We start from the raw sequence: 22,860 nt of genomic DNA on the forward strand, positions 1-22,860 counted from the left end.
CTGCACGTGCCCGGAGGCACCGTCGTCTTCCTGCTCCTGCTGCTGGGGTTGACTCTCCCGAAGGAGGCGACGATCGTGCCGCTCTACTACCAGCTGCGCGAGATGAACCTGCTCAACACCCGCCTCGGACTCATCCTGGTTCTCATCGGCACGTTCACGCCCTTCGCCGTCTTCTGGATGCGAGCCCATTTCCTGTCCATGCCGAAAGAGCTCACCGAGGCTGCGGCCCTGGACGGGGCGGGCCCCTGGCAGGCGTTCCGTCACATCCAGATCCCGCTCGCGGTCCCGGCGCTGGCCTCGCTGTGTCTGCTGCTGTTCCTGTGGACCTGGAACACCTTCCTGCAGGCCATCGTCCTCATCGACGACCCCGGTAAGCGGACCATGGCGGGCGCACTGCAGAACTTCGTCGGCCAATACTCGACCGACGTCGTCCTTCTCAACGCCGGATCCCTGCTGATCATGGCCCCGACCATCGTGGTGTTCCTGCTGTTCCAGCGCCACTTCGTCAAGGCGATGATCGCCGGCGCCGTCAAGGGCTGACCGTGCCCGCCCACACCACCACCACGCCCACACCACCCGCAGGGGAAACCATGCCCACATCACGACAGTGGTGGCACGACGCTGTCATCTACCAGGTGTATCTGCGCAGCTTCGCCGACGGCACCGGCGACGGCATCGGCGACCTCGCAGGGCTCGCCGAGCGCCTGCCGTACCTCGTCGACCTCGGCGTCGACGCAATCTGGATCACCCCCTGGTATCCGTCACCGATGGCGGACGGCGGCTACGACGTCGCCGACTTCCGCGACATCGACCCCCTCTTCGGCACTCTCGACGACGCGGACACCCTGCTGGCCGCCGCCCACGCTGCCGGACTCCGCATCATCATCGACCTGCCCGCCAACCACACGTCCGACACCCACCCCTGGTTTCGGGAGGCGTTGCGCAGCGCCCCCGATTCGCGGGAGCGCGCCAGGTACTTCTTCCGCGCCGGCCGCGGCGACACGGGCGAACTCCCGCCGAACGACTGGATCAGCGCATTCGGCGGACCGGCCTGGACCCGCACCACCCGAGAGGACGGACAAGCCGGCCAGTGGTATCTGCACTTGTTCGCACCCGAACAACCCGACCTCGACTGGACCAACCCCGAGGTCCGCACCGAATTTGCTGACGTTCTGCGCTTCTGGTTCGACCGCGGCGTCGACGGCATACGCATCGACGCCGTGTCGGCGATGGCCAAGGTTCCCGGACTGCCGGATGCCGGCCACGCACCGGGAGCCCGGTTCGAATCCAGCACGTGGGTCGACAATCCGCACTGGGATGTCGACGAACTTCACGACATCCTGCGCGAGTTTCGCACCATCGCCGACGAATACGGCCCCGACCGCATGTTCGTCGCCGAGGCGATCGTCCGCAGCCCCGAACGTCTGGCCCGCTACGTGCGTCCCGGCGAGTTGCACACCGCCTTCAACTTCGACTTCCCCAGAGCCGGCTGGGACCCGGCAGCACTGCGCGAGGCCATCGACCGCAGCCGCGAGGCGCTCCGCGAGGTCGGTGCGCCGACCACCTGGGTGCTCTCGAGCCACGACGAGACCCGCCACCTCACCCGATTCGGGCGCGCCGAAACCAGCACACTGCCGATGACCCTGACCGCCGCCACCGACTCCGATCTCACCCTCGGCACCCGCCGCGCCCGCGCGGCGGCCCTGCTCATGCTCGCCCTGCCCGGCGGTGCCTACCTCTACCAGGGCGAAGAACTCGGCCTCGAGGAAGTCACCGACCTCCCTGCGGAACTGCTGCAGGACCCGACCTGGGAACGGTCCGGGCACACCATCCGCGGCCGCGACGGATGCCGGGTCCCGCTGCCCTGGAGCGGTGACCACCCACCCTTCGGGTTCGCCGCCGACCACGTCCAGCCGTGGCTACCCCAACCCGACAACTGGAAGTCGAAGACCGTCGCCGCCGAATCCGACGACCCCGATTCGATGCTCACCCTCTACCGCACCGCACTACGACTCCGACGCACACTGCCCGCCCTGCGCGATGACTCTTTCGGCTGGCAGCCGTCGGCCACCGATGCCCTCGTCTTCGACCGCGGACCGACGTTTCGGTGCGTCGTGAACCTGTCCCGTCAACCGGTTGCGATCAACCCGGACGCAACCGTCCTGCTCGCCTCCGCCGCCCTGACCGATGCCCGTTCTCTGCCACCGGACACCGCAGTCTGGCTGCGCACCAACCGATAGGGCCGTGACACAGCCACTCCATCGAAGAACTTGTCGGATCCGGCGGTGACCACATCGAACGAGCCTTCTCGCCCAAATCCGCCCGATTTTCGGGGGACACTACGTCGAGCCCGTAGGTCGGCAGCCCGGCCCGGTTCCACCGCGCCCTGCCCTGAGCGTCGGGCTCAGCGAGCGCGGCTGACCGACGACATGTGGAAGTCGGGGACCCGCAGCGGCGGCATCGCGGTGCGGGTGAACCAGTCCTTCCATTCCCGCGGCAGGGTCCGCTCCGTGCGGCCCGCCTCGGTGGTGCGCCGCAGCAGATCCAGCGGGCTCTCGTTGAACCGGAAGTTGTTCACCTCCGCCGTCACCGCACCGTCCTCGACCAGGTACACGCCGTCGCGGGTCAGACCGGTCAGCAGCAACGTCGCCGGGTCGACCTCCCGGATGTACCACAGCGTCGTCAGCAACAGTCCCCGCTCGGTGCGGGCCACCATCTCGTCCACGTCGGCCGCGCCGCCGCCGGTCAGCACCAGGTTCTCCCCGGGCGCCGCCACCGGCGCCCCGAACTCGGCGGCCGCGGCCCGCGGGTACGCCAGCGCGTGCACCGCGCCCCCGCGCACCCAGTCGACCCGCCCGGCGTCCATCCCGTTGTCGAACACCGACACCGAGTTCGACGAGGCGGTGGCCGCGACGAACGGCGCGTACTCCAGGCCGGGGGCGGCCGGATCGGAGAACAGGGTCAACGGCAGCGCGGTGAGCCGTTCGCCGACGCGGGTGCCGCCGGGCCGCGACAGCGCGGTGTGCCCCTCCTCGGCGCCGCGGCCCTCCATCGACCACATCAGGTAGATCATCAGGTCCGCCACCGCCGACGGCGGCAGCAGCGTCTCGTAGCGCCCGGCCGGGAGGTCGACCGTGCGGCGCGCCCAGTCCAGCCGCCGCGACAGCTCCGCGAGCAGGGACGGTGTGTCGACGTCGGTGAAGTCGCGGGTGCCGGCCCCGGCCCACGCGCTGGCCCCGTTCAGCCCGCCCCGCTTGCCGTTGATCTCCACCGATCCTTCCGGCTCGGTGAACCGGCGCCGCACCCCGTTGGAGGTGCCCAGCCAGGTCGTCGACACCCGGTGGTGGGCGAAGCCGTAGAGCTGATCGGCGCCGTCGAATCCCGCGGCGAGATCGTCGACGAGCCGCCCGAACACCGAGATGTCCGTCCCGGCCGCGGCGTCGGCCCAGTCGCCGGGCACGCCGTCGCCGCCGACGAGCGGCATCGCGTCCTCGGCCGGGGACGCCGCCGCGGCCGCCGCCCCCGCCGCCCGCACGGTCGGGGCGATGTCGGCCGGGTCGACGCTGCTCGACGTCACCACCCCGACGCGGGGGGTGTCGCCGCGCTGCACCGCGATCACCGTCCAGCTGCGCGAGCGCGAGATCCCGTTGGTGGTCATCGAATTTCCGGCCCACCGCAGCGACGCCTCGCCGGTGTCGGTGACCAGCACGATGGTCTCGTCGGCGGTCGAGCAGCGCAGCGCCCGCTCGAGCAGTTCCTGCGCCTCGATCATCGCCCGCCCTCCGCGCGTGTGTTGAGCACGTTCACCGACCGCAGCAGCGCCGACGGGCAGCCGTGGCTGACCGGGGCGACCTGACCGGGCTGGGCCTTGCCGCAGTTCACGGCGCCGCCGAGCTGCCAGGTCGACGGCCCGCCGACCGCCTCGAGCGACCCCCAGAAGTCCGTCGTGGTGGCCTGGTACGCCACGTCGCGCACCTGCCCGGCGAGTTCGCCGCCGCGGATCCGGTAGAACCGCTGACCGGTGAACTGGAAGTTGTAGCGCTGCATGTCGATCGACCAGGACTTGTCACCGACGACGTAGATCCCGTCGTCGACCCGGGCGATGAGGTCGGCGGTGGTCGTGTCGGCCGACGGGTCCGGCTGCAGCGATACGTTCGCCATCCGCTGGAGCGGTACGTGATGCGCCGAGTCGGCGTACGAGCAGCCGTTCGAGCGTCCCAGGCCCAGCCGCGGCGCGAACACCCGGTCGAGCTGGTAGCCCACCAGGATCCCGTCCCGCACCAGGTCCCAGGACTGGGCGGCGACCCCGTCGTCGTCCCAGCCGACGCTGGCGAGCCCGTGCGCGACGGTGCGGTCCGCCGTCACGTGCATGACGTCGGTGCCGTAGCGCAGCGTGCCGAGCCCGTCCGGGGTGGCGAACGAGGTGCCCGCATAGGCCGCCTCGTACCCGATGGCCCGATCGTATTCCGTTGCGTGCCCGACCGATTCGTGGAGGGTCAGCCACAGGTTGGTGGGGTCGATCACCAGGTCCGTCGGCCCGGCCTGCACGCTGGGGGCCGCCGCCTTCTCCGCCAGCCAGCCGGGGATCCGCTCCAGCTCCTCGTTCCAGTGCCAGTGCGCGTCGCCGGCCAGATACTCCCAACCCCGCCCCACCGGCGGGGCGAGGGTGCGCATCGTCTCGAACTCGCCGGTGCGCCGGTCGACGGCGGTGGCCTCGAGCTGCGGTGCCACCCGCACCCGCTGCTGGGTGATCGTCGAGCCGGCCAGGTCCGCGTAGAACGTCTGCTCCTTGACCTGCAGACAGCTCGCCGTCACGTGATCGACCCCGTCGGTGTCGAGCAGCCGCCGCGAGAAGTCCGTCAGCCGCGCCACCTTCTGCGCGGTGGGCACCGTGAACGGATCGACCTCGTACGGTGACACCCACACCGCGTCCGGGTAGACCGGTTCGTCGGCGAGCTCGACCCGTTCCCGGTTCAGCGCCCGCAACGCCCGGGCCACCTCGATCGCCTGCCCCGCGGTCGCCGCCGCGACGGCGGGACTCAGCTCGGCGTGCGAGGCGAACCCCCACGTGCCGTCGACCACCACCCGCACGGCCAGCCCCGTGTCGACACTGTCGACGGCCGCCTGCACTGCGCCGTCCCGCAGGCTCAACGACTGGCTGTGCACGCGATGCACCCGCAGGTCCGCGTGGGAGGCGCCCGCAGCGCGGGCGACGGACAGCGCGGCGTCCGCGAGCGCCCGCAGCGGCAGGGCGAGGAAGTCGGCGTCGACGGTGCTCACCCGCAACACCGTAGCGGCCCGTGCGCCGGCTCAACCGAACTGCTGCCATCCCAGCCGCACCACCATCACCAGCACCACGGTCAGCAGCACCACCCGCACGAACCCCGAGCCGCGCCGCAGCGCCGTCCGCGACCCGGCCACCGCGCCCGCGATGTTGCACACCGCCAGCGCCAGCCCCAGGGACCACCACACGTGCCCGGTCGCCGCGAAGTACACCAACGCCCCGAGGTTCGACCCGAGATTGATCACCTTCGCCATCGCCGCCGAGCGCACGAACTCGGTGCCGAGCAGCGTCGCGAACGCGATGATCAGGAACGTGCCGGTGCCGGGGCCGAGCAGCCCGTCGTAGAAACCGATCACCGCGGCCGCCAGCAGCACCACCAGCACCGTGCGCCGCAGCGTCGGGCGTTCGTGCGCCAGCGTCGTGCCGACCTGCGGTCGCAGCGTCACGAACACCGCGACCGCCACCAGCACCACCATCACGATCGGAATGAACAGGTCCCTGTCGATCCGCGAGACCGTCGCCGCACCCGCCGCGGCCGCGACTGCGGCCAGCGCCGCCGCCGGAGCCAGGACCGGCCACTGCAGCCGGATCCGACGGGCGAACGTCACCACCGCCGCGCCGGTGCCGCAGATGGCGGTGAGCTTGTTCGTCGCCAGCGCGGCCGCCGGCGTCAGTTGCGGGGCGACGACGAACAGTGCCGGCAACAGGATCAGCCCACCCCCACCGACGACGGCGTCGACCCACCCCGCGGCGGTCGCCGCCACCATCAGAACCGCCCAGTCGCCCGCACCCACGCGGCCATTCGATCACAGCGGTCGGGAGCAAAACCGCCGCGCCGTTCGTTGACCGGGTGTGACCGTCGCATCCGCATTCGTGCCGCCCCCGGCGCCTGGGAGGATCACCCCATGATCGCGCTGCTGTTCCTGGCCTACGTCGTCGTCGAGATCGGGGTGCTGGCCTGGCTCGGCTCCACCCTGGGCATCGGCGCGACGATCCTGCTGTTCCTCGGGGTGAGCGTCCTCGGCTACCTCGTCCTCGGCGCGCAGGGCCGGCGTGCCCTGCAGAACCTGGGCCGCGTCCGCAGCACCGCCGCCGACCGTGCCGGATTCGCCGGCGCCGCCGACCGTGCCGGATTCGCCGGCGCCGCCGACCGCGCCGGATTCGCCGGCGCCGCCGACCGTGCCCTCACGGACGGCGCCCTGATCGGTGTCGGTGCCGCCCTCGTCCTCGTGCCCGGCCCGGTCACCAGCGCCGCCGGAATTCTGCTGCTGCTGCCCCCGACCCGGGCCCTGCTGCGGCCCGCCGTCCGGGCCGTCGCCGCCCGCAAGGTGGCCGCGGCCGCCGCCCGCGGCGGCGGATTCCGCGGCGAACGGCTCGTGGTCGTCGACGGCGAGGTCGTCGAGCACACCGTCGTCGGCACCCCGCGCCTCGGCGCCGCGACACCCGGCGCGGGCACCGTGCTCGAGGGGGAGATCGTCGACCCCCCGCAGCGCCCGCACCTGCCCTGACGGGGCACACTGGGTAGCCGTGAGTTCCCCAGCCCCCCGCACCCAGCTTCTCGTCGGCGGCCGCATCTACAGCGCCAGCGCCCCCGACGCCACCTCGATGGCCGTCACCGACGGGCAGGTCGTGTGGGTGGGGGAGGACCGGCCCGGCCGCGCCCTGCACCCGGACGCCGAGACCGTCGACCTCGACGGCGCGTTCGTCGCACCCGCGTTCGTCGACACCCACGTCCACGTCACCGCGCACGGCCTGGCCCTGACCGGCCTCGACCTGTCCGGCGCCCCCTCCCGCGAGGACGCGCTGCACCGGCTGCGCGACCACGCCGCCCGGCACGCCGACGCCGTCGTCTGGGGCCACGGATGGGACGAGACCCGCTGGCCCGACCCCACCGCACCGACGACCGACGACCTCGACGCCGCCGCCCCGGGCCGCGCCGTCTACCTCACCCGCGTCGACGCCCACTCCGCGGCCGCCTCCACCGCGCTGCGCGCCGCCACCGACCTCGTCGGACTCGACGGCTACCACCCGCAGCGTCCGCTCACCGCGGCCGCGCACCACACCGTCCGCGCCGCCGCCCGCGCCCTGCTCACCCCCGCCCAGCGGGCCCGCGCCCGCGCCGCCGCCCTCGACGACTACGCGGCACACGGCATCGTCGCCGTCCACGAGTGCGGCGGCCCGGACATCGCCGGCCGCGACGACTTCGCCGAACTGCTCGCCACCGACCACGCCGTGCAGGTCCGCGGCTACTGGGGCGAGACCGTCACCACCGCCGACCAGGCCCGCGCGCTCCTCGCCGCGACCGGCGGCCACGCCCTCGGCGGCGACCTGTTCGTCGACGGCGCCCTCGGGTCGCACACCGCGTGGCTCGCCGCGCCCTACACCGACCGCCCCGACTGCTGCGGCACCGCCTACCTCACCGTCGAGCAGATGGCCGCGCACCTGCGGGCCTGCACCGAAGCCGGCATCCAGGCCGGCTTCCACGTCATCGGCGACGCCGCCGTCGACGCCGCGGTGCAGGCGTTCGCGGCCGTCGTCGCCGAGCTCGGCGGCCCGGCCGTCGCGGCCCGCGGGCACCGGCTCGAACACCTCGAGATGGTCACCGCCGAGCAGACCGCCCGGCTCGGCGGCTGGGGTGTGATCGCCAGCATGCAACCGGCCTTCGACGCGCTGTGGGGCGGGCCGGACGGGCTGTACGCCACCCGCCTCGGCGCCGACCGCGCCGCCGGGCTCAACCCGTTCGCACCGCTCGCCGCGACCGGCATGTCGCTCGCCTTCGGCTCCGATGCACCGGTCACCGCGGCCCGGCCGTGGCCGATGCTGCGCGCCGCCGTGCACCACCGCACCCCGGGCAGCGGAATCTCCCCCCGCGCCGCGTTCGCCGCCGCGACCCGCGGGGCGTGGCGCGCCGGCGGGGTGCGCGACGGAGTCGCCGGCACCCTCGACCCCGGCGCGCCCGCGTCGTACGCGATCTGGGAGGCGGACGAGCTCGTGGTCAGCGCCCCGAAGGACAGCGTGCAGCGCTGGTCGACCGACCCGCGGTCGCGGGTGGCGCCGCTGCCGGACCTCGAGCCGGGCACGCCCGACCCGGTGCTGCTGCGCAGCGTGCACCGCGGCCGCGTCGTGTACGCACGGTGATCGGGCCGCGCGCCGCCGCCCGGCCGGTGGTGGCCCGCAGCGTCGCCGCCGTCGCGGCGGGGCTGCTGTTGTTCACGAGTTTCCCGCCGCGTCCGCTGTGGTTCCTCGCGCCGCTGGGCATCGCGCTGCTCACCACGATCCTGGCGGCGCCGACGCGGCGCCGCCGTGCCGGCTTCGGCTACGGCTACCTCGCCGGCCTCGGGTTCTTCGTGCCGCTGCTGCCGTGGATCGGCGAGTACGTCGGCCCGCTGCCGTGGCTGGCGCTCGCGGCCGCCGAATCCGTGTTCGTCGGCCTGTTCGGGGTGATCGCGGTGCAGGTGCGTGCCCTGCCCGGTGCCCCGGTGTGGATCGCGGCCGGCTGGAGCCTGACCGAATACCTGAGGGCGAGCGTGCCCTTCGGCGGCTTCCCCTGGGGCCGGCTCGCGTTCGGGCAGCCGGACGGGCCGCTGGTCGGTCTCGCCGCGGTCGGCGGGGCGCCGCTGGTGTCGTTCGCCGTGGCGCTGACCGGCACCGGCCTGTGGGCGTGCGGCCGCGCCGGCCTGCGCTACGCCCGCGGGCACCGGGAGCGGTCACCGCTGCTGCGGGCCGCCGCGGTGACCGTCGCCGCGCCGCTGCTCGCGCTGGCGACCTGGCCGGCGCTGCCCGCCCCCGAGTCGGGCGAACGCATCGTCACCGTCGCCGCGATCCAGGGCAGCGTGCCGCGGCTGGGACTGGACTTCAACGCCCAGCGCAAGGCCGTGCTGAACAACCACGTGGCCCGCACCCTGGAGCTGGCCGACCGGGTCCGGGCCGGCACCGCGCCGCGCCCGGACGTGGTGATCTGGCCGGAGAACGCCTCCGACATCGACCCGCTGCGCAACCGCGACGCGGCCGCCGACATCGGCGCCGCGGCGGCCGCGGTCGGCGCCCCGATCCTGGTGGGCGCCGTGCTGGTCAACGGGGACGGCACCACCACCAACTCGGTGATCGTGTGGGACGCGGCCGGCGGGCCGGGGGAGCGGCACGACAAACGCATCATCCAGCCGTTCGGCGAGTACCTGCCGTACCGCTCGTTCTTCCGGTTGTTCTCCGACTACGCCGATCGGGCCGGGCACTTCGTACCCGGCGACGGCGACGGCACCGTCCACGCCGCCGGCATCCCGATCGGCGTGGCCACCTGCTACGAGGTGGCGTTCGACCGGGCGCTGCGGGACTCGGTGCGCGCCGGCGCGCAGCTGCTGGCCGTGCCCACCAACAACGCCACCTTCGGCGACACGGAGATGACCTACCAGCAGCTGGCGATGTCCCGGGTGCGGGCCGTCGAGCACGGCCGTGCCGTGGTGGTGGCCGCCACGAGCGGGGTCAGCGCGGTGGTCGCGGCGGACGGTACGGTCACCGAGCGCAGCGCCCTGTTCGTGCCCGAGGTGCTGGTGGCGCAGGTGCCGCTGCGCACGACGGCTACGCTGGCTACTCGGCTCGGACCGATTCCGGAGCTCGTGCTCTGCGTCGGTGCCGTCGCCGCCGTCGGCGTGGCGCTGGTGCGCTCGCGCGGGCGGGGCACCACCGTGCCGGCCGCAGCCGGCACCGCGAGATGACCGGTCCACGGCCGGTTCGACAGGAAGGACCTTCGATGGCAGCGGCGACGCCGGCCGGGAACGACAGTGCGCCGAGCGCCCGGACCCTGGTGATCATTCCGACGTACAACGAACGCGACAACATCGGCCTGATCGTCGGCCGGTTGCACGCCGCGCTGCCGCACACGCACGTGCTGATCGTCGACGACGGCAGCCCGGACGGCACCGGGGACGTGGCCGATCGTCTCGCCACCGCGAGCGAGGGCCGCATCCACGTGATGCACCGCACGGAGAAGAACGGTCTCGGCGCCGCGTACATCGCCGGGTTCCGTTGGGGACTCGAGCGCGGCTACACCGTGCTGGTGGAGATGGACGCCGACGGCAGCCACGCCCCCGAGCAACTGCACCTGCTGCTCGAGCGGATCGACGCGGGCGCCGACCTGGTGCTGGGCTCGCGGTACGTGCCCGGCGGCACGGTCGTGAACTGGCCGTGGCACCGGGAGGTGCTCTCCCGCGGCGGCAACATCTACTCGCGGCTCGCGCTGGGGGTGAGGATCCACGACATCACCGGCGGCTACCGCGCCTACCGCCGCGAGGTGCTCGAGAAGCTCGATCTCGCCGCGGTCGCCTCGCACGGCTACTGTTTCCAGGTCGACCTCGCCTGGCGGGCCGTGCAGGCCGGGTTCACCGTCGCCGAGGTGCCGATCACCTTCACCGAGCGGATCATCGGCGAGTCGAAGATGAGCGGCAGCATCGTGCAGGAGGCCCTGATCAAGGTCACCGTGTGGGGTGTGCGCAACCGGTGGACGAAGCTGCGCGGTCTGCTGCGCCGCTGAGCAGCGGCCGGGGGGAGGGGTGGACGCCGAGGGGCGTGCACCCCTCCCGGGTGCCGGGGCTCATTCGACGTTCTTGACCTCGATCTTCTTCCCGGCCTCCTGCTGCTCGGCGAGACCGATCGACACGGTCAGGATGCCCTTGGTGTAGGACGCCTCGACGTCGTCGTCCTTCGCACCCGGGGGCAGGGTCACCGAACGGCGGAACGAGCCGTAGTGGAACTCCGAGCGTCCACCCTCGGACTTCTCCTCGGTGCGTTCGGCCGTGATCTCGAGCTGCCCGGCGTTGATCGAGACGTTGATGTCCTTCTCGGGGTCGAGCCCGGGCAGTTCGGCCCGCAGGACGTACCGGCCGTTCTCGACGCGGTCCTCGACGCGGATGAGGTTGCCGCCGAGGGCGGGACGCAGGCCGGTGAAGGGGAAGGCGTCGAAGAACTCGGACAGGTCCGGGAACACCGAACGGGGACGGCGCGCTGGCACAGTGGACATGTCTGCTCCTCTCTGGGAGTCGGATCGATGGGGAGGTCGTTCCGACTCCATTCGACTCCTCTCGACGAGGTCCCGACAGGGCCGGAAGTCCCGGACCCGGCGGCGCCGAACGTTCGAAGAAGAGGTACTAGGGCAATCGATCGTTCGGCACCGAGCAGGACCGCCGAACGTTCGTCAGGCCGGGTCCGCGGTGCGACGATCGCGTTCGCGCCGCAGCTCGGCGACCTGCACCTGCAGCTCGGCGATGTGCGCGCGCGCCTCGCGCAGCTGGGTTGCCCGCTCGTCGGCCAGTTCGGCGCGCACCATCGCCAGATCCGCCTCGAGTTCGGCGACGCGCTGCCAGGCCTCGGCCGCGGCCCGCAGCGCCTCGTCGCGTTCGGTGCGCAGCCGTGCCGCCTCGAAGTCCACCGCCCCCGTCCCCGCCGCCCCGGGGGCTGCCGGCACGGCGCCGATCCGGGCCGCCGCGGCCCCCGGTGGCCCCGGATCCGGTACCGCCGGGGGCGGCGCCGGATCCGGGGAGGGGGCGGCACCGGCGGGGGCGGAGGTCCGGCGTTGACGCTCGCGCCAGGCGCGCGCACGTTCGGCGCTGTTGGCGTACTGCTTGCGGCGGCCGCCCGTCGCCGGGGTCTCCCCGATCGGTGTGCCGCCCGACGAGGCTGCATCGCTCACGACCGCAGGTTACCAGGGCGAACACCTCCGAACGTTCGAAACAAACGTTCGGAGGTCACGAATGGGTTTTGCGAACGTTCGGAGGTGTTCGTTCGGTTTCGGTCGTTCTACCAGGTGACGGACAGATCGTCGGCGACACCCAGGTCGGCGCACAACCGGCGGATCGCGCTGCAGTCCTGCACCACCCGCCGCGGATGCGGCGCCGCCGCGGTGTCCGCGAGCATCTCCCGCCCGCCCGGAACGCGCTCCGCCTCCACGATCGCCGCCCAGGTTCCCAGATCGCTGCCGGTGAAGGCCTCGATGCCCGCCGCCAGAGCCTCGACCAGCTGCGCCCGGTCGCCGGGCCCGAGATCGGTGAACACCATCTTCAGCAGCTCGGCCGCGAGGGAGGCGTGGCTGAGCTCGTCGCGCCGGTGCAGGGCCACCGTCGTGCGGTTGACCGGCTGCAGATCCTCGTCCTCGGTCATCAACCCGAGAAACGCGCTGATGGAGGTCTCCGCGACGGTGGTGAACGCCAGCCGGATCAGGGCCTGCGCCCGCGGATCCGGTGCCGCGTCGACGGCGGCGCGGTGCTCGCGCACGGTCCGGCACGGCGGCAGCGCCGACTCGGGCATCCGCCAGCCGCGACGCCGGCGGATCACCGCGCTCGCGTTGAGATGCATCAGGGTGTGGTATTGCTCGTCGACCATCGCCTGCAGCACCCCCGCGGTGACGGTGTCCGACGGTCCGACCTCGAAGAAGTCCGTCGTGATCAGCGCGAAGCCGGGGTTGACCACGTACTGCTCGATGTCCATGACGTTCTTGTTGTACGCGATCCACCCCCAGCCCCGCAGCCGGGCCCGGCGCTCCTCGTCCAGGGCACGGTACGCGGGGTGGGGGTGGAACGGCACGAGTTCGTCCGGGAAGTCCAGCCGGGTCGGATCGAATAGCTCGTCGAGATCGGGTTCGCGCTTCTTGACCGTGGCGCGCCGCCCCCATGACCGCGCCAGGCCCCGCACGACGGCGCTCTCGACGACGTCGTGCGGATCGTGGTCGGGCAGCGCGGGCGCGAGCAGCGGGCCCCGCGCCCCGGACAGATCAGGCTCGGCCATGGCGGCTCTCCGTTTCCTCGTGCGTCAGCTCCGCGAACAGTCCCGCACACAGCTCCCGAGACCGGTCGGCGTCCGCGCCCAGCGGCGTTCCGGCCCGGGCCAGCAGGTCCGCGAACCCGGCCACCGAACCGGCGCCGACCACTGCGTCGAGTTCGTCGAGGGAGGCGCGCAGCGCCGCCCGGGCGGCGGCCGCGTGCGGATTGCCGGCCTGCACGTCGAGATACACCTCGGGCGCGCCGGCGGTGATCCGCGCGAGCAGCGCCCGCAGCAGCACGTGCGGCGGCGGTGCCGTCGCCCCCGCCACCGACGGGGACACGTCGAGCCGGCCCAGCGCCAGCCCGAACGCCAGAACGGCCGCGTGGGTGGCGGCCTGGGTGGCCGCCGCGACCCGGTCGTGCTCGTCCGCCGTCAGCCGCACCACCTGCGCACCCCACCGGCCCAGCGCCGCGACCAGCGACTCGACCGCCGGGCCGGGCCGGTGCTCGACCACCGCCACCGGCCGGCCGGCCATGCCCAGCGCCGGCGCGAACATCGGGTTCAGCCCCACGCACTGCGCGGACCACCCCGGCTCGCGCACGGCCCGCGCCCACGCCGATTTCACCGACAGCGTCTCGACGAGCACCGCGGCCGGCGACAGCAGCGCACCGAGCGGGGCGGCGGCGGCGAGTGCGGTGGTCTCGGGCAGGGCCAGCACCACTGCCGGAGCGACCCGGACCGCGTCCCGCATCGCCGCCGTGGGGGCGGTGACATCGCCGCGCAGCGCGGCCGGGTCGTCGCCGGCGGCCGGGTCGATCACCACCACGGCGGTGCCGTCGCGACGGAACGCCTCGACCAGCATCCGGCCGACCGCGCCGGCACCGCCGGCGACGACCACGGGACCGGCCGCGGCGTTCACGCGCGGGGGCCGTCCTCGGGCGACTCGTTCACCGACAGGGTGCGGCGCATCGCCACCGCCTTGACCATCGTCTCCTCGAGCTCGTCCGCCGGATCCGACAACGCGACGATGGCGCCGCCGATTCCGAACCCCACCTCGTGCTCGGTGGCGACCATGGTGCGGATGACGATCGACAGATCCGCCGCCCCCGTCGGGGACAGATATCCCAGCGCCCCCGAATACACGCCGCGGGGGCCGTCCTCGAGCTTGTCGATGATCTCCATGGTGCGCAGCTTCGGAGCCCCGGTCATCGACCCGCCCGGGAACGCGGCCCGCACGCAGTCCACCGCGGTCGCATCCGGGCGCAACGTGCCCCGGACCGTGGAGACCAGTTGGTGCACGGCCGCGTACGTCTCGACGTCGAACAGCTTCGGCACGTGCACCGAGCCGGGTACGCACACCCGCGAGAGGTCGTTGCGCACCAGGTCGACGATCATCAGGTTCTCCGACCGGTCCTTCTCGCTGTCGAGCAGGCTCTGCCGCAACGCCCGGTCCGCGTCCTCGGTGGTGCCGCGCGGCCGGGTGCCCTTGATCGGCTTCGACTCGACCACCCGGTCCGGGCCGATCCGCAGGAACCTCTCCGGCGAGGCGCTGAGCACCGACACCTCCGGGAAACGCAGCAGGGCGCTGTACGGGGTCGGGCTGAGTTCCCGCAGCGTCTCGTAGGTACGCAGCGGATCCACGCTGCGCTCCACGGTCGCCGCATTGGTCAGGCACACCTCGTACGTCTCGCCGCTGCGGATCTCGGCGATCGACTGGGCGATCAGCTCGAGGTACCGCTGCGGCTCGTGCCGCAACCGCACCTGCGGATCCTGCTCCGCCCGCACCAGCGGCGCCGTGGCCGGCGCCGTGGCGGACTCCGGCAGGGACTCGAGCACCGCGGCGGTCTCGTCGAACCACGCGGTCGTGGCCGGCTCACCGGTCCGCTCGCTCAACGCCAGCAGATAGCAGCAGCGCGCCTCGTGGTCGAGCACGACCGCGCGGTCGGCGAACACCATCGCCGCGTCCGCGATGGGGGACGTGTGCACCAGCTGGCCGCCGGTGTCGGCCTTGAGCTCGTACCCCAGGTAGCCCACGTACCCGAGAGCGAACGCGAACGGCAGGTCGTCCCGCCGGGCGACCGTGCGCTCGGCGAGGCGACGGTCGACGTGGTCGAAGAAGGTGGTGTGGAACTCGGCGACCGGTTCCCCGGCCCGCTGTTCGCGCACCAGGGTCTCGGCGACGCTGTAGGTGACGAACTCGGCGCGTGGTCCCGATCCGTCCCCGAGGATGGAGAACCGCGAGTTCGGCTCGGTGGCGGCACTGCCGTCCAGCCAGAAGCTGTGCGGGCCCTCGGCGAACAACGCTTCGAACACCCGCTGCGGGTCCGGGTTGTGTCCGATCCGGCGGCTCTCGAGCACCAGCGCCGGGGGCGGGGCCGTCGGCGCTGGCGGTAGGGCCGGCTCCGGCGGGTGGGGCCGGGCCGGGGTCGCGTCGCGGAAGTTCGCCAGCAGTTCGCGGCCGTACTCGGTGCAGATCGATTCGGGGTGGAACTGCACCCCCCACAGCGGACGGGTCCGGTGGGCGACCCCCATGAGCAGCCCGTCCTCGGTCCAGGCGACGGCCTCGAGCTCGTCGGGCACCCGGTCGACGACCAGCGAGTGGTATCTCACCGCCGCGAACGGCGAGGGAATGCCGGCGAACAACCCGGTGCCGGTGTGCCGGATCCGCGAGAGCCGTCCGTGCACCGGTTGCGGGGCGCGCACCACGTCGCTGCCGAACAGGTTGCACAGGCCCTGGTGGCCCAGGCACACCCCGAGCACCGGCAGACCGGAGTCGAGCAGGGCGTGGGAGCTGATCCCGAAGTCGCGGGCCCGGTCGGGCCGCCCCGGCCCGGGGGAGACGACGACGTTGTCGAACCGGTCCAGGTCCAGGCACTCCCACGGGGTGTCGTTGCTAACGACCGTGGGCGCAACACCGTTGACCTCCGCAAGCAGGCTGTAGAGGTTGTAGGTGAACGAGTCGTAGTTGTCGATCAGCAGGGTGCGGATCGAACCGGCGGGCGGCGGCGCGGCCATGACCGGCCTCAGGTCCGGGTCTCGCGCAGCTCGGCCGACGCCGAGCCGGTGCCGTCGATGATGAGGTCCTCGACCCGGCACGCCTCAGCGATGAGCAGCGCGTACAACGAGTGCAGGAACTCGGGCGACATGGCGTTGCGGTGCGCGTAGGTCTCCGCGCGGTCGTGCACGACCTGCATCCGCCCCGGCTGCAGCATCGGGATGGCGTGCCGCTGTTTCAGGTGCGCGATGCGGGCGCAGATCCGCAGCCGGTCCCGGACGTCGTCGAGGAGCCGGGCATCGACGCGGTCGAGTTCGGTGCGCAGCCCGTCGAGCAGGCGGTCCGGCGTGGATTCGGCGGTGCCGCCGGCCCTGCGGTCGTTGCTGTTGTCCATTGCTTCTCGCCCCCTGTACCACGTCCCGAAACCCCAGTGGGTCATTCCGTTTCGCGTCGTCCGAGGTCGCCGGTCCGAGAATCCGGCCGGTGTTCGATCATGATGACACGCGCGCGAAGGCGCTGTCGGCGTTTGATCTTTTTGTGCCGTGCGCGCAACACGGCCGACCCCTGGGGGCCCGTGATACGCGATGCCGCCCCCGGGACGGATCCCGGGGGCGGCATCGTGAGGTGCCGGTGGGGGCGGATCAGGCGCCGCGCCGCTTGGTCTTGAGCAGTTCGAGGCGCTCCTTGAGCAGTTCGTCGAGCTCGTCGATGGAGCGGCGCTCGAGCAGCATGTCCCAGTGGGTGCGCGGCGGCTTGACCTTCTTAGTCTCCGGTGCCGCGCCCTCGACCAGGGAGCCTTCCAGGCCGTTCTTGCAGATCCAGGTGCCGGGGATCTCCGCGTCGTCGGCGAACGGAACGTCGAACTCCTCGCCGTTGTCACAGCGGTAGCGGGCGATCCGCCGCGGCGCCAGATCGTGGTCACGGTCGGTCTCGTAGCTCACCGCCCCGAGCCGGCTGCCTCGCAGTACACGATCTGCCATGGTGGTGTCCTCTCTTGTGTGCTCCGCCCGGTGCGCTCGCCTCCGAGGGAAGCGAGCGTCCACAGTGCGGTCGACATCGGCGGATGCCGACCACTCTTGTCAACGCCCGCGCGGTCGAATCGGTTCCCGACCGCCCCGGGGCCGTGGGCGCGGGTCATTCTACCGGGCTGCCCCGGCCGCTCCGGCGCCGCGGGCCGGTAGGGTGTGCGGCCATGACCGGACGTACCCGTAAACCGGAGAACTGCCTCTGGTGCGGCCGGCCGGTCGCCGACGCCCCGCTCGGGCGCCGCCGCCGCTATTGCCGCCGCTCGTGCCGCCAGCGGGCCTACGAGCACCGCACCCTCGCCCGGGAGGCGGGCCTGCCGGAGGACGCGGTGGTCCTGACCGCCGACGAGGCGAGCGCGGTCGCCGACCGCGCCTTCGAGGTGCGGTGCGCGGCCGAGGACGTCGCGACCGCGGTGGGCGAGGGCGCAGGTCCGGAGGAGCTGGCGCCGCTGTGCGCCGACCTGGTGCGCCTGGCTCGCGCCGCCGAGCGGCTCCGCTGAACCGGGCTCCGCCGAGCCGGCGGCGGCCTCAGGCGAAGAACGCCCCCATCGTGTACACCACCTGGCAGAAGGTGCCGTCGACGTACTGCACGGAACCGAACAGTGCCGACAGCACCGGCCCGGTGCCGGTGTCGAGGGTCTTCGACAGCTGCGGCACCCCGCCGAGGGTGTCGTCGAGGGTGGCCACGCCGCCGCGGAAGTTCTCCATGTTCAGCCACACGAACTTCAGGTCGGCCCGCGCCGGCAGGGTGGGGATCGTGGGGGAGACGAAGATCTTCAACTGCCCGATCTGCACGGGCGGCACCGCGTTGGGGCCGGGCTGGGCCCAGCCGATGGTCATCGCGTACGGGGTGAAGCCGCCGCCGCAGCCGAGCCCGAACGTGGGGGCGGGCTGCATGAACGGCTGCGGCGTGTTGCGCGGCGGCGGCTCGAACAACGCCGGGGTGCGGGCCGCGTCGAGCAGGGACTCCACCGCCCGCAGCGCCTCGGGGGAATCCGCGGCGGCCGCCGCCCGCAGCGCATCCGGCGGCAATCCCGGGGGTGCCGGCTCCGCGACGGCGTGGGCGGGCACGGCCACGGCGACAGCCGCGGCCGCCGCGGCGGTGAGCGAACGAACGGTCCATCGACGCTGCTGCATCCAGAGCTCCTCGAGGATGGGGCGGGCACGGGCGACGGCGTGGTCGGCTCGACAATAGGGGGACCGGGGCCGCCGCGGGGCGTTTCCGGGGTCCGGTTCGAAAAGCGGTTACCGAAACTGTGATTCGAGCGCATCCGGTGACCGGATCGCGATCGAACGGTAACAAATCCTCGTCGATTCGCCGCGAGCGCCGCGACAGGTCCCCCCTCCGGTCTCGACTCGGGATCGATGCGGCCCGAGGGGTCGATTTTTCGGTCCGGTTTCGGGCCGAGACGTCGTCGCGGTGGTCTAGCTTGAGGGAGCGCTCCTGTCACATATTCGAGGGCGCGGACGATCGAAGGGGAAAGAGCTACAGCCACGTCGATCCGACCGAGGGGTTTTCCTGCACGGTGCCGGGGGGTGCCAGGACATCACTGGAATCACTTTCGTGAAGGGGAGTTCGTTGCAAGAGCGGCTGCACATTCCGCCCGGGGCCTTCCCGTTGTCCTCTGCCCAGCGCTCGATCTGGTTCGCACAACAGCTGGCACCCGAGGTGCCCGTCTGCATCGCCCAGTACGTCGACCTGCCCGGGGACCTCGATCTGGATCTGCTGCGCGAGGCCGCGCACGAGGCCGCTCGCGAGTTCCAGTCGCCGTACCTGCGGGTCGTCGAGGTCGACGGTGAGCCGTACCAGTACGTCGATCCCGACCTCGACCTCAGCGACATCCCGCTGCTGGACTTCTCCGATGCGCCCGATCCGATGGCCACGGCGCAGCAGTGGATGAACACCGACTACGCCACCCCGGTCGATCTGGCCGACGACTCGCTGGTGAACATGACGATCCTGCGGATCGGTGAGCGACGGCACCTGTGGTACAGCCGGATCCACCACGTCGCCCTCGACGGCTTCGGTGCCATGACGATGGTCAACCGGATCGCCGCGCTGTACTCGGCGGCCCACGAGGACCGCGTCCCCGAGCCACCCACCGCCGCCGACCTGCGCGACCTCTACCAGTCGGATCTCGACTACCGCGGTTCGAACCGGTACGCGAGCGACCGGGACTACTGGATCGGGCGGGTCGCCGGACTCGAGGACGGATCGACCCTGGCGCGGCGGGCGGTGCCGACCGCCGCGCGCAGCACCCTCGAGAGTGTCACCCTGCCCGACGACCTGGTCGCCCGGTTGACCGACGCCGATGCCACGAGCGGATCCTCGGCCGCCGCGACGGTGGTCGCGGCGGCCGCGTGCTATCTCTCCCGGCTGACCGGCCGCGCCGACGTGATGCTCAATCTGCCGGTGTTCGCGCGCACCACCGCGGCGGCGAAACGCTCCGGCGGCATGCTCGTCAACACCGCACCGCTGCACATCCGTCTCGAGGACGACGACACCCGCGCCGACCTGGTGCAGCGGGCCCAGCTGGAACTGACCGGTGCGCTGCGCCACCAGCGGTTCAGCCTCGAGGACCTCCGCCGCGAGACCGGCACCGCCGGCCGGGCCCACAGCTACGGCGGACCGATGATCAACGTGATGCTCTTCCGGCAGGAGATCACCCTCGGCCCGGTCCGCGGCGAGTTCCACATCATGACCTCGGGTCCGGTCGACGACCTGCTGGTCAACATCTACCAGAGCGGCACCCCCGCGCGGACGTTCCTCGACTTCCGCGGCAACCCCAACCAGTACGAGCCGGACGAGCTGCGCGCACACCACGGCAGCTTCGTCGAACTGCTCGCCGAGTTCCTGCGGGCCGACCCGGACACGCCGGTCGCCCGCATCCACCACGCGACCGCCGCCGTCGCCGAGCGCCTGCGGCGCGATGCCGACGTCGAGCGGTTCTGGCGTGCCGCCCTGGCCGGGGCGCCCGAGCACCTCGAGCTGCCTGCCGACCGCCGCCGCACCGGCCCGCGCGCCCCCACCGCCGCCCACCTCGAGGTGCCGGTCCCCGCCGCGCTCGGGGACCGGGGCACCGAGCTCGCCCGGCGTCACGGCGCCACCTCCACCGAACTACTGCACGCCGCCGTCGCGGTGCTCGTCGGCCGGCTCACCGCCGGCACCGACACTCTCGTCGGCGTCCCCGGCCCCGCCGGGGCGCTGCCGCTGCGGGTGCAGCTCGACGAGAGCGAGCCGTTCGCCGCGCTCCTCGGCCGGGTCACGGCGATACACGCCGCCGCGACCGCCCACGCCGACGTGCCGGCGGACCGGCTCGCCCGGACCTTCGACGGGCAGCACGTGCCGACCCTGCCGGTGCTGCTCGACAGCGGCGAGCCCGCCGGGGGCGGCGGGCTCGCACACGCCGAAGTCGCGGTGCACACCGCGACCGGCCCCGAGGGCAGCCGCCTGAGGTGTACGTACGCCGCCGACCTCTTCGACGCCGATACGGCGCGATCGTTCTGCGAACGTTTGCTGCGGATCCTCGACGCCGTCACCGCCGACCCGACGGCACCGATCGGGGACGTCGACATCGTCTTCCCCGACGAAGCCGCGGAGCTGAGCCCGGTGCGCGGACTGCCCGGCTCGTCCCCACAGCTTTGGCCCGAGATCCTCGCCTCCGTGGCCGCGCACGTGCCCGACGCGACGGCCCTGGAATTCGAGGGCCGCACGATGACGTACGGGGAGCTCGACGCCTGGTCCAACCGGGTCGCCCGGGTGCTGATCGACGCCGGCGCCGGCCCGGAGACGTTCGTTGCCCTCGGCATCGCCCGGTCCCTCGAATCCGTGGCCGCGATCTGGGCGGTGGCCAAGTCCGGCGCCGCGTACATGCCGGTCGACCCCGCCTACCCGGCCGAGCGAATCGAGTACATGCTCGCCGACTCCGGGGCCGTCCTCGGCGTGACCACCACCGCCCACCGCGACGGCTTGCCCGCCGACGTGCCGTGGCTGGTGCTCGACGACGCGGAGTTCGTCGCGGCGCTGGACTCGGTCTCCGACGGGCCGCTGTCGGACCTCGACCGTCACGGCGCGCTGCATTTCGACCATCCCGCCTACCTGATCTACACCTCCGGGTCCACCGGCCGCCCGAAGGGCGTGGTGGTGCCGCACCGCGGGCTGGCGAACCTGTGCGCCGAACTGCACGGCCGGCACAGCCCCACCCCGCACTCGCGGGTCTCGCACTTCTCGTCCCCGAGCTTCGACGCCTCGGTGTACGAGTACATGACCGCGTTCGCGATCGGCGCCACCCTCGTCGTGGTGCCCCCGACGATCTACGGCGGCGAGGAACTGGCCCGCTTCTTCCGCGAGCAGCGCATCACCCACGCCTTCTCCACCCCCGCGGCGCTGGCCTCCGTCGATCCGGAGGGCGTCGCCGCCGAGTCGGTCACCGTCGCCGGCGACGCGTGCCCGCCCGAACTCGTCGCCCGCTGGTCCCGGGGCCGGCGGATGTTCAACGCGTACGGCCCGACCGAGTGCACGATCGTCGTCAACATCTGCGGTCCGCTCGCGCCGGCCCCCACGATCCCGATCGGCACCCCCGTGCGCGGCACGCACGAGGTCGTCCTGGACTCCCGGCTGCGGCCGGTGCCGATCGGCGTCGCCGGCGAGCTGTACATTGCCGGCCCGGGTATCACCCGCGGCTACCGCGGCAAGCCCGGGCTCAGCGCCGGCCGGTTCGTCGCCGACCCGTTCGGCGCGCCGGGGGAGCGGATGTACCGCACCGGCGACGTGGTGCGCTGGCGGCGCGACGGCGCCCTCGAATACCTCGGCCGGTCCGACTTCCAGGTCAAGGTCCGCGGCTTCCGCATCGAACTCGGCGAGATCGACGCGGTCCTGACCGCCCACGAGGACGTCACGTTCGCGGTGACGATCGGGCACACCGCCCCGTCCGGCGACACCGTGCTGGTGTCCTACGTGCTGCCCGCGACCGGGCGCACCGCCGAACCCGCCACCCTCACCGCGCACCTGTCGCGGAGCCTGCCGGCGCACATGGTGCCCACGGCGATCGTCGTCCTCGACGAGATCCCGCTCACCCCGGTCGGCAAGCTCGACCGCCGCGCCCTGCCCGTGCCCGTGTTCGCGGCGGACGGCACCACCTACGTCGCGCCGTCCACCGACGCCGAGAGGACGGTGGCGCAGGTGTTCGCCGAGCTCCTCGGCGTCGACCGCGTCGGTCTCGACGACAGCTTCTTCGACCTCGGCGGAAACTCGCTGATCGCCACCCGTGTCCTCGCCCGCATCAACGCCGCCCTCGGCACCGACCTGGGGGTCCGGGCACTGTTCGAGGCCCCCACGGTGCGGACCCTCGCCGCCCTCACCGCCGACGTCGGCACGGGCACCCGGGTGCCGCTGGTCGCCGGGCCCCGTCCGGGGGTGCTGCCGGTCTCCGCGGCCCAGCAGCGGATGTGGTTCGTCAACCAGCTCGACACCGCCTCGCCGGCCTACAACATCCCGATGGCGATCCGGCTGCGCGGCCGGCTCGACCGGGACGCGCTCGCCACCGCCGTCACCGATGTGCTCGCCCGCCACGAGGCGCTGCGCACCGAGTTCCCGGCCACGGCCGACGGCCCCGTCCAGCGGATCCGCCCGGTCGAGCAGGTGCGCCTCGATCTCACCGCGACGACCGTCGCCGCCGAGGAGCTGCCGCAGCGTCTGGCCGCCGAGGTCACGGCCGGGTTCGACGTGGCGGTGCAGGTGCCGGTGCGGGCGCGGTTGTTCGCGCTCGGCGACGGGGAGCACGTGCTGGTGTTCGTGGTGCATCACA

The 22,860-nt window shown here is 72.8% G+C and carries 19 protein-coding genes; 8 read left to right on the plus strand and 11 right to left on the minus strand.

Annotated elements, in window-relative coordinates; translation table 11 throughout:
* Both AIIKEEIJ_RS00910 and AIIKEEIJ_RS00915 read left to right on the plus strand, forming a co-directional pair.
* On the plus strand, positions 1-540 hold a 540-nt coding region (locus AIIKEEIJ_RS00910), incomplete at its 5' end, for an ABC transporter permease subunit (RefSeq protein WP_161994702.1).
* A 50-nt stretch (positions 541-590) separates the two neighbouring features.
* The gene (locus AIIKEEIJ_RS00915; protein WP_161994703.1) at positions 591-2,240 is read left to right on the plus strand and encodes an alpha-amylase family glycosyl hydrolase; all 1,650 of its coding nucleotides are present in this window, start codon (positions 591-593) and stop codon (positions 2,238-2,240) included.
* A gap of 164 nt (positions 2,241-2,404) precedes the next feature.
* On the opposite strand, the gene AIIKEEIJ_RS00920 is transcribed toward AIIKEEIJ_RS00915, so the two are convergent.
* Genes AIIKEEIJ_RS00920 through AIIKEEIJ_RS00930 form a run of 3 tightly spaced genes read right to left on the minus strand, consistent with a single transcriptional unit; the run spans position 2,405 to position 6,078 of the window.
* On the minus strand, positions 2,405-3,772 hold the full coding sequence (locus AIIKEEIJ_RS00920; RefSeq protein ID WP_050035272.1) for a metallopeptidase TldD-related protein: 1,368 nt from the start codon (positions 3,770-3,772) through the stop codon (positions 2,405-2,407).
* Positions 3,769-5,280 carry a TldD/PmbA family protein gene (locus tag AIIKEEIJ_RS00925; protein WP_006942490.1) on the minus strand — a complete coding sequence of 504 codons (1,512 nt, stop codon included), beginning with the start codon at positions 5,278-5,280 and terminating at the stop codon, positions 3,769-3,771. The genes AIIKEEIJ_RS00920 and AIIKEEIJ_RS00925 overlap by 4 nt, the downstream gene beginning before the upstream one ends.
* Before the next feature lie 30 nt (positions 5,281-5,310).
* Entirely contained in the window at positions 5,311-6,078 is a 768-nt protein-coding gene (locus AIIKEEIJ_RS00930; RefSeq protein ID WP_161994704.1) for a TSUP family transporter, read from the minus strand.
* Between the two features lie 111 nt (positions 6,079-6,189).
* Between AIIKEEIJ_RS00930 and AIIKEEIJ_RS00935 the strand changes: the two genes are divergently transcribed.
* The 4 genes from AIIKEEIJ_RS00935 to AIIKEEIJ_RS00950 are packed head-to-tail and all read left to right on the plus strand — an operon-like array spanning position 6,190 to position 10,811.
* A complete protein-coding gene (locus AIIKEEIJ_RS00935; RefSeq protein ID WP_161994705.1) occupies positions 6,190-6,792 on the plus strand; it encodes an FxsA family protein in 603 nt (200 codons plus the stop codon).
* 19 nt (positions 6,793-6,811) lie between these two features.
* Positions 6,812-8,422, plus strand: a complete 1,611-nt coding sequence (locus AIIKEEIJ_RS00940; RefSeq protein WP_161994706.1) for an amidohydrolase family protein — start codon at positions 6,812-6,814, stop codon at positions 8,420-8,422.
* Positions 8,419-9,996 (plus strand): apolipoprotein N-acyltransferase, encoded by a 1,578-nt coding sequence (lnt, locus tag AIIKEEIJ_RS00945; RefSeq protein WP_161994707.1) that lies wholly within the window; start codon positions 8,419-8,421, stop codon positions 9,994-9,996. The genes AIIKEEIJ_RS00940 and lnt overlap by 4 nt, the downstream gene beginning before the upstream one ends.
* 35 nt (positions 9,997-10,031) lie before the next feature.
* Entirely contained in the window at positions 10,032-10,811 is a 780-nt protein-coding gene (locus AIIKEEIJ_RS00950; protein ID WP_006942500.1) for a polyprenol monophosphomannose synthase, read from the plus strand.
* Positions 10,812-10,871: 60 nt separating this feature from the next.
* On the opposite strand, the gene AIIKEEIJ_RS00955 is transcribed toward AIIKEEIJ_RS00950, so the two are convergent.
* From AIIKEEIJ_RS00955 to AIIKEEIJ_RS00985, 7 genes are all read right to left on the minus strand, one after another.
* On the minus strand, positions 10,872-11,297 hold the full coding sequence (locus AIIKEEIJ_RS00955; protein WP_006942502.1) for an Hsp20/alpha crystallin family protein: 426 nt from the start codon (positions 11,295-11,297) through the stop codon (positions 10,872-10,874).
* A 174-nt stretch (positions 11,298-11,471) separates the two neighbouring features.
* Entirely contained in the window at positions 11,472-11,966 is a 495-nt protein-coding gene (locus tag AIIKEEIJ_RS00960; RefSeq protein ID WP_161994708.1) for a hypothetical protein, read from the minus strand.
* A gap of 107 nt (positions 11,967-12,073) precedes the next feature.
* Positions 12,074-13,057 carry a diiron oxygenase gene (locus AIIKEEIJ_RS00965; RefSeq protein WP_161994709.1) on the minus strand — a complete coding sequence of 328 codons (984 nt, stop codon included), beginning with the start codon at positions 13,055-13,057 and terminating at the stop codon, positions 12,074-12,076.
* Positions 13,044-13,895: a prephenate dehydrogenase/arogenate dehydrogenase family protein gene (locus AIIKEEIJ_RS00970; RefSeq protein WP_202916400.1), complete on the minus strand. Its 852-nt coding sequence runs from the start codon at positions 13,893-13,895 to the stop codon at positions 13,044-13,046. Before AIIKEEIJ_RS00970 ends, AIIKEEIJ_RS00965 begins: the two co-directional genes overlap by 14 nt.
* Before the next feature lie 53 nt (positions 13,896-13,948).
* Positions 13,949-16,048: an aminodeoxychorismate synthase component I gene (gene pabB, locus AIIKEEIJ_RS00975; protein WP_161994711.1), complete on the minus strand. Its 2,100-nt coding sequence runs from the start codon at positions 16,046-16,048 to the stop codon at positions 13,949-13,951.
* A gap of 8 nt (positions 16,049-16,056) precedes the next feature.
* On the minus strand, positions 16,057-16,422 hold the full coding sequence (locus tag AIIKEEIJ_RS00980; protein ID WP_006931064.1) for a chorismate mutase: 366 nt from the start codon (positions 16,420-16,422) through the stop codon (positions 16,057-16,059).
* A 247-nt stretch (positions 16,423-16,669) separates the two neighbouring features.
* Positions 16,670-17,008 (minus strand): RNA polymerase-binding protein RbpA, encoded by a 339-nt coding sequence (locus AIIKEEIJ_RS00985; RefSeq protein ID WP_006931066.1) that lies wholly within the window; start codon positions 17,006-17,008, stop codon positions 16,670-16,672.
* Between the two features lie 212 nt (positions 17,009-17,220).
* Here AIIKEEIJ_RS00985 and AIIKEEIJ_RS00990 point away from each other — a divergent pair, with 212 nt between their 5' ends.
* Positions 17,221-17,553, plus strand: a complete 333-nt coding sequence (locus AIIKEEIJ_RS00990) for a hypothetical protein (RefSeq protein WP_006931067.1) — start codon at positions 17,221-17,223, stop codon at positions 17,551-17,553.
* A 28-nt stretch (positions 17,554-17,581) separates the two neighbouring features.
* On the opposite strand, the gene AIIKEEIJ_RS00995 is transcribed toward AIIKEEIJ_RS00990, so the two are convergent.
* Complete coding sequence (locus AIIKEEIJ_RS00995) at positions 17,582-18,190, minus strand: hypothetical protein (RefSeq protein WP_161994712.1); 609 nt, start codon at positions 18,188-18,190, stop codon at positions 17,582-17,584.
* Between the two features lie 442 nt (positions 18,191-18,632).
* Between AIIKEEIJ_RS00995 and AIIKEEIJ_RS01000 the strand changes: the two genes are divergently transcribed.
* The coding region (locus AIIKEEIJ_RS01000) for a non-ribosomal peptide synthetase (RefSeq protein ID WP_238406148.1) at positions 18,633-22,860 on the plus strand (4,228 nt) is incomplete at its 3' end.

This window comes from Rhodococcus sp. YH1, from assembly GCF_009939605.1.
In the GTDB taxonomy this organism is placed as follows: Bacteria; Actinomycetota; Actinomycetes; order Mycobacteriales; family Mycobacteriaceae; genus Rhodococcus; species Rhodococcus aetherivorans.

Bases quoted from the DNA above. Each gene is read 5' to 3' on its own strand.
- AIIKEEIJ_RS00915 (WP_161994703.1), top strand. From the start codon at position 591: ATGCCCACATCACGACAGTGGTGGCACGACGCTGTCATCTACCAGGTG.
- AIIKEEIJ_RS00920 (WP_050035272.1), bottom strand. From the start codon at position 3,772: ATGATCGAGGCGCAGGAACTGCTCGAGCGGGCGCTGCGCTGCTCGACC.
- AIIKEEIJ_RS00935 (WP_161994705.1), top strand. From the start codon at position 6,190: ATGATCGCGCTGCTGTTCCTGGCCTACGTCGTCGTCGAGATCGGGGTG.
- AIIKEEIJ_RS00950 (WP_006942500.1), top strand. From the start codon at position 10,032: ATGGCAGCGGCGACGCCGGCCGGGAACGACAGTGCGCCGAGCGCCCGG.
- AIIKEEIJ_RS00955 (WP_006942502.1), bottom strand. From the start codon at position 11,297: ATGTCCACTGTGCCAGCGCGCCGTCCCCGTTCGGTGTTCCCGGACCTG.
- AIIKEEIJ_RS00965 (WP_161994709.1), bottom strand. From the start codon at position 13,057: ATGGCCGAGCCTGATCTGTCCGGGGCGCGGGGCCCGCTGCTCGCGCCC.
- AIIKEEIJ_RS00970 (WP_202916400.1), bottom strand. From the start codon at position 13,895: ATGCTGGTCGAGGCGTTCCGTCGCGACGGCACCGCCGTGGTGGTGATC.
- pabB (WP_161994711.1), bottom strand. From the start codon at position 16,048: ATGGCCGCGCCGCCGCCCGCCGGTTCGATCCGCACCCTGCTGATCGAC.
- AIIKEEIJ_RS00980 (WP_006931064.1), bottom strand. From the start codon at position 16,422: ATGGACAACAGCAACGACCGCAGGGCCGGCGGCACCGCCGAATCCACG.
- AIIKEEIJ_RS00985 (WP_006931066.1), bottom strand. From the start codon at position 17,008: ATGGCAGATCGTGTACTGCGAGGCAGCCGGCTCGGGGCGGTGAGCTAC.
- AIIKEEIJ_RS00990 (WP_006931067.1), top strand. From the start codon at position 17,221: ATGACCGGACGTACCCGTAAACCGGAGAACTGCCTCTGGTGCGGCCGG.
- AIIKEEIJ_RS00995 (WP_161994712.1), bottom strand. From the start codon at position 18,190: ATGCAGCAGCGTCGATGGACCGTTCGTTCGCTCACCGCCGCGGCGGCC.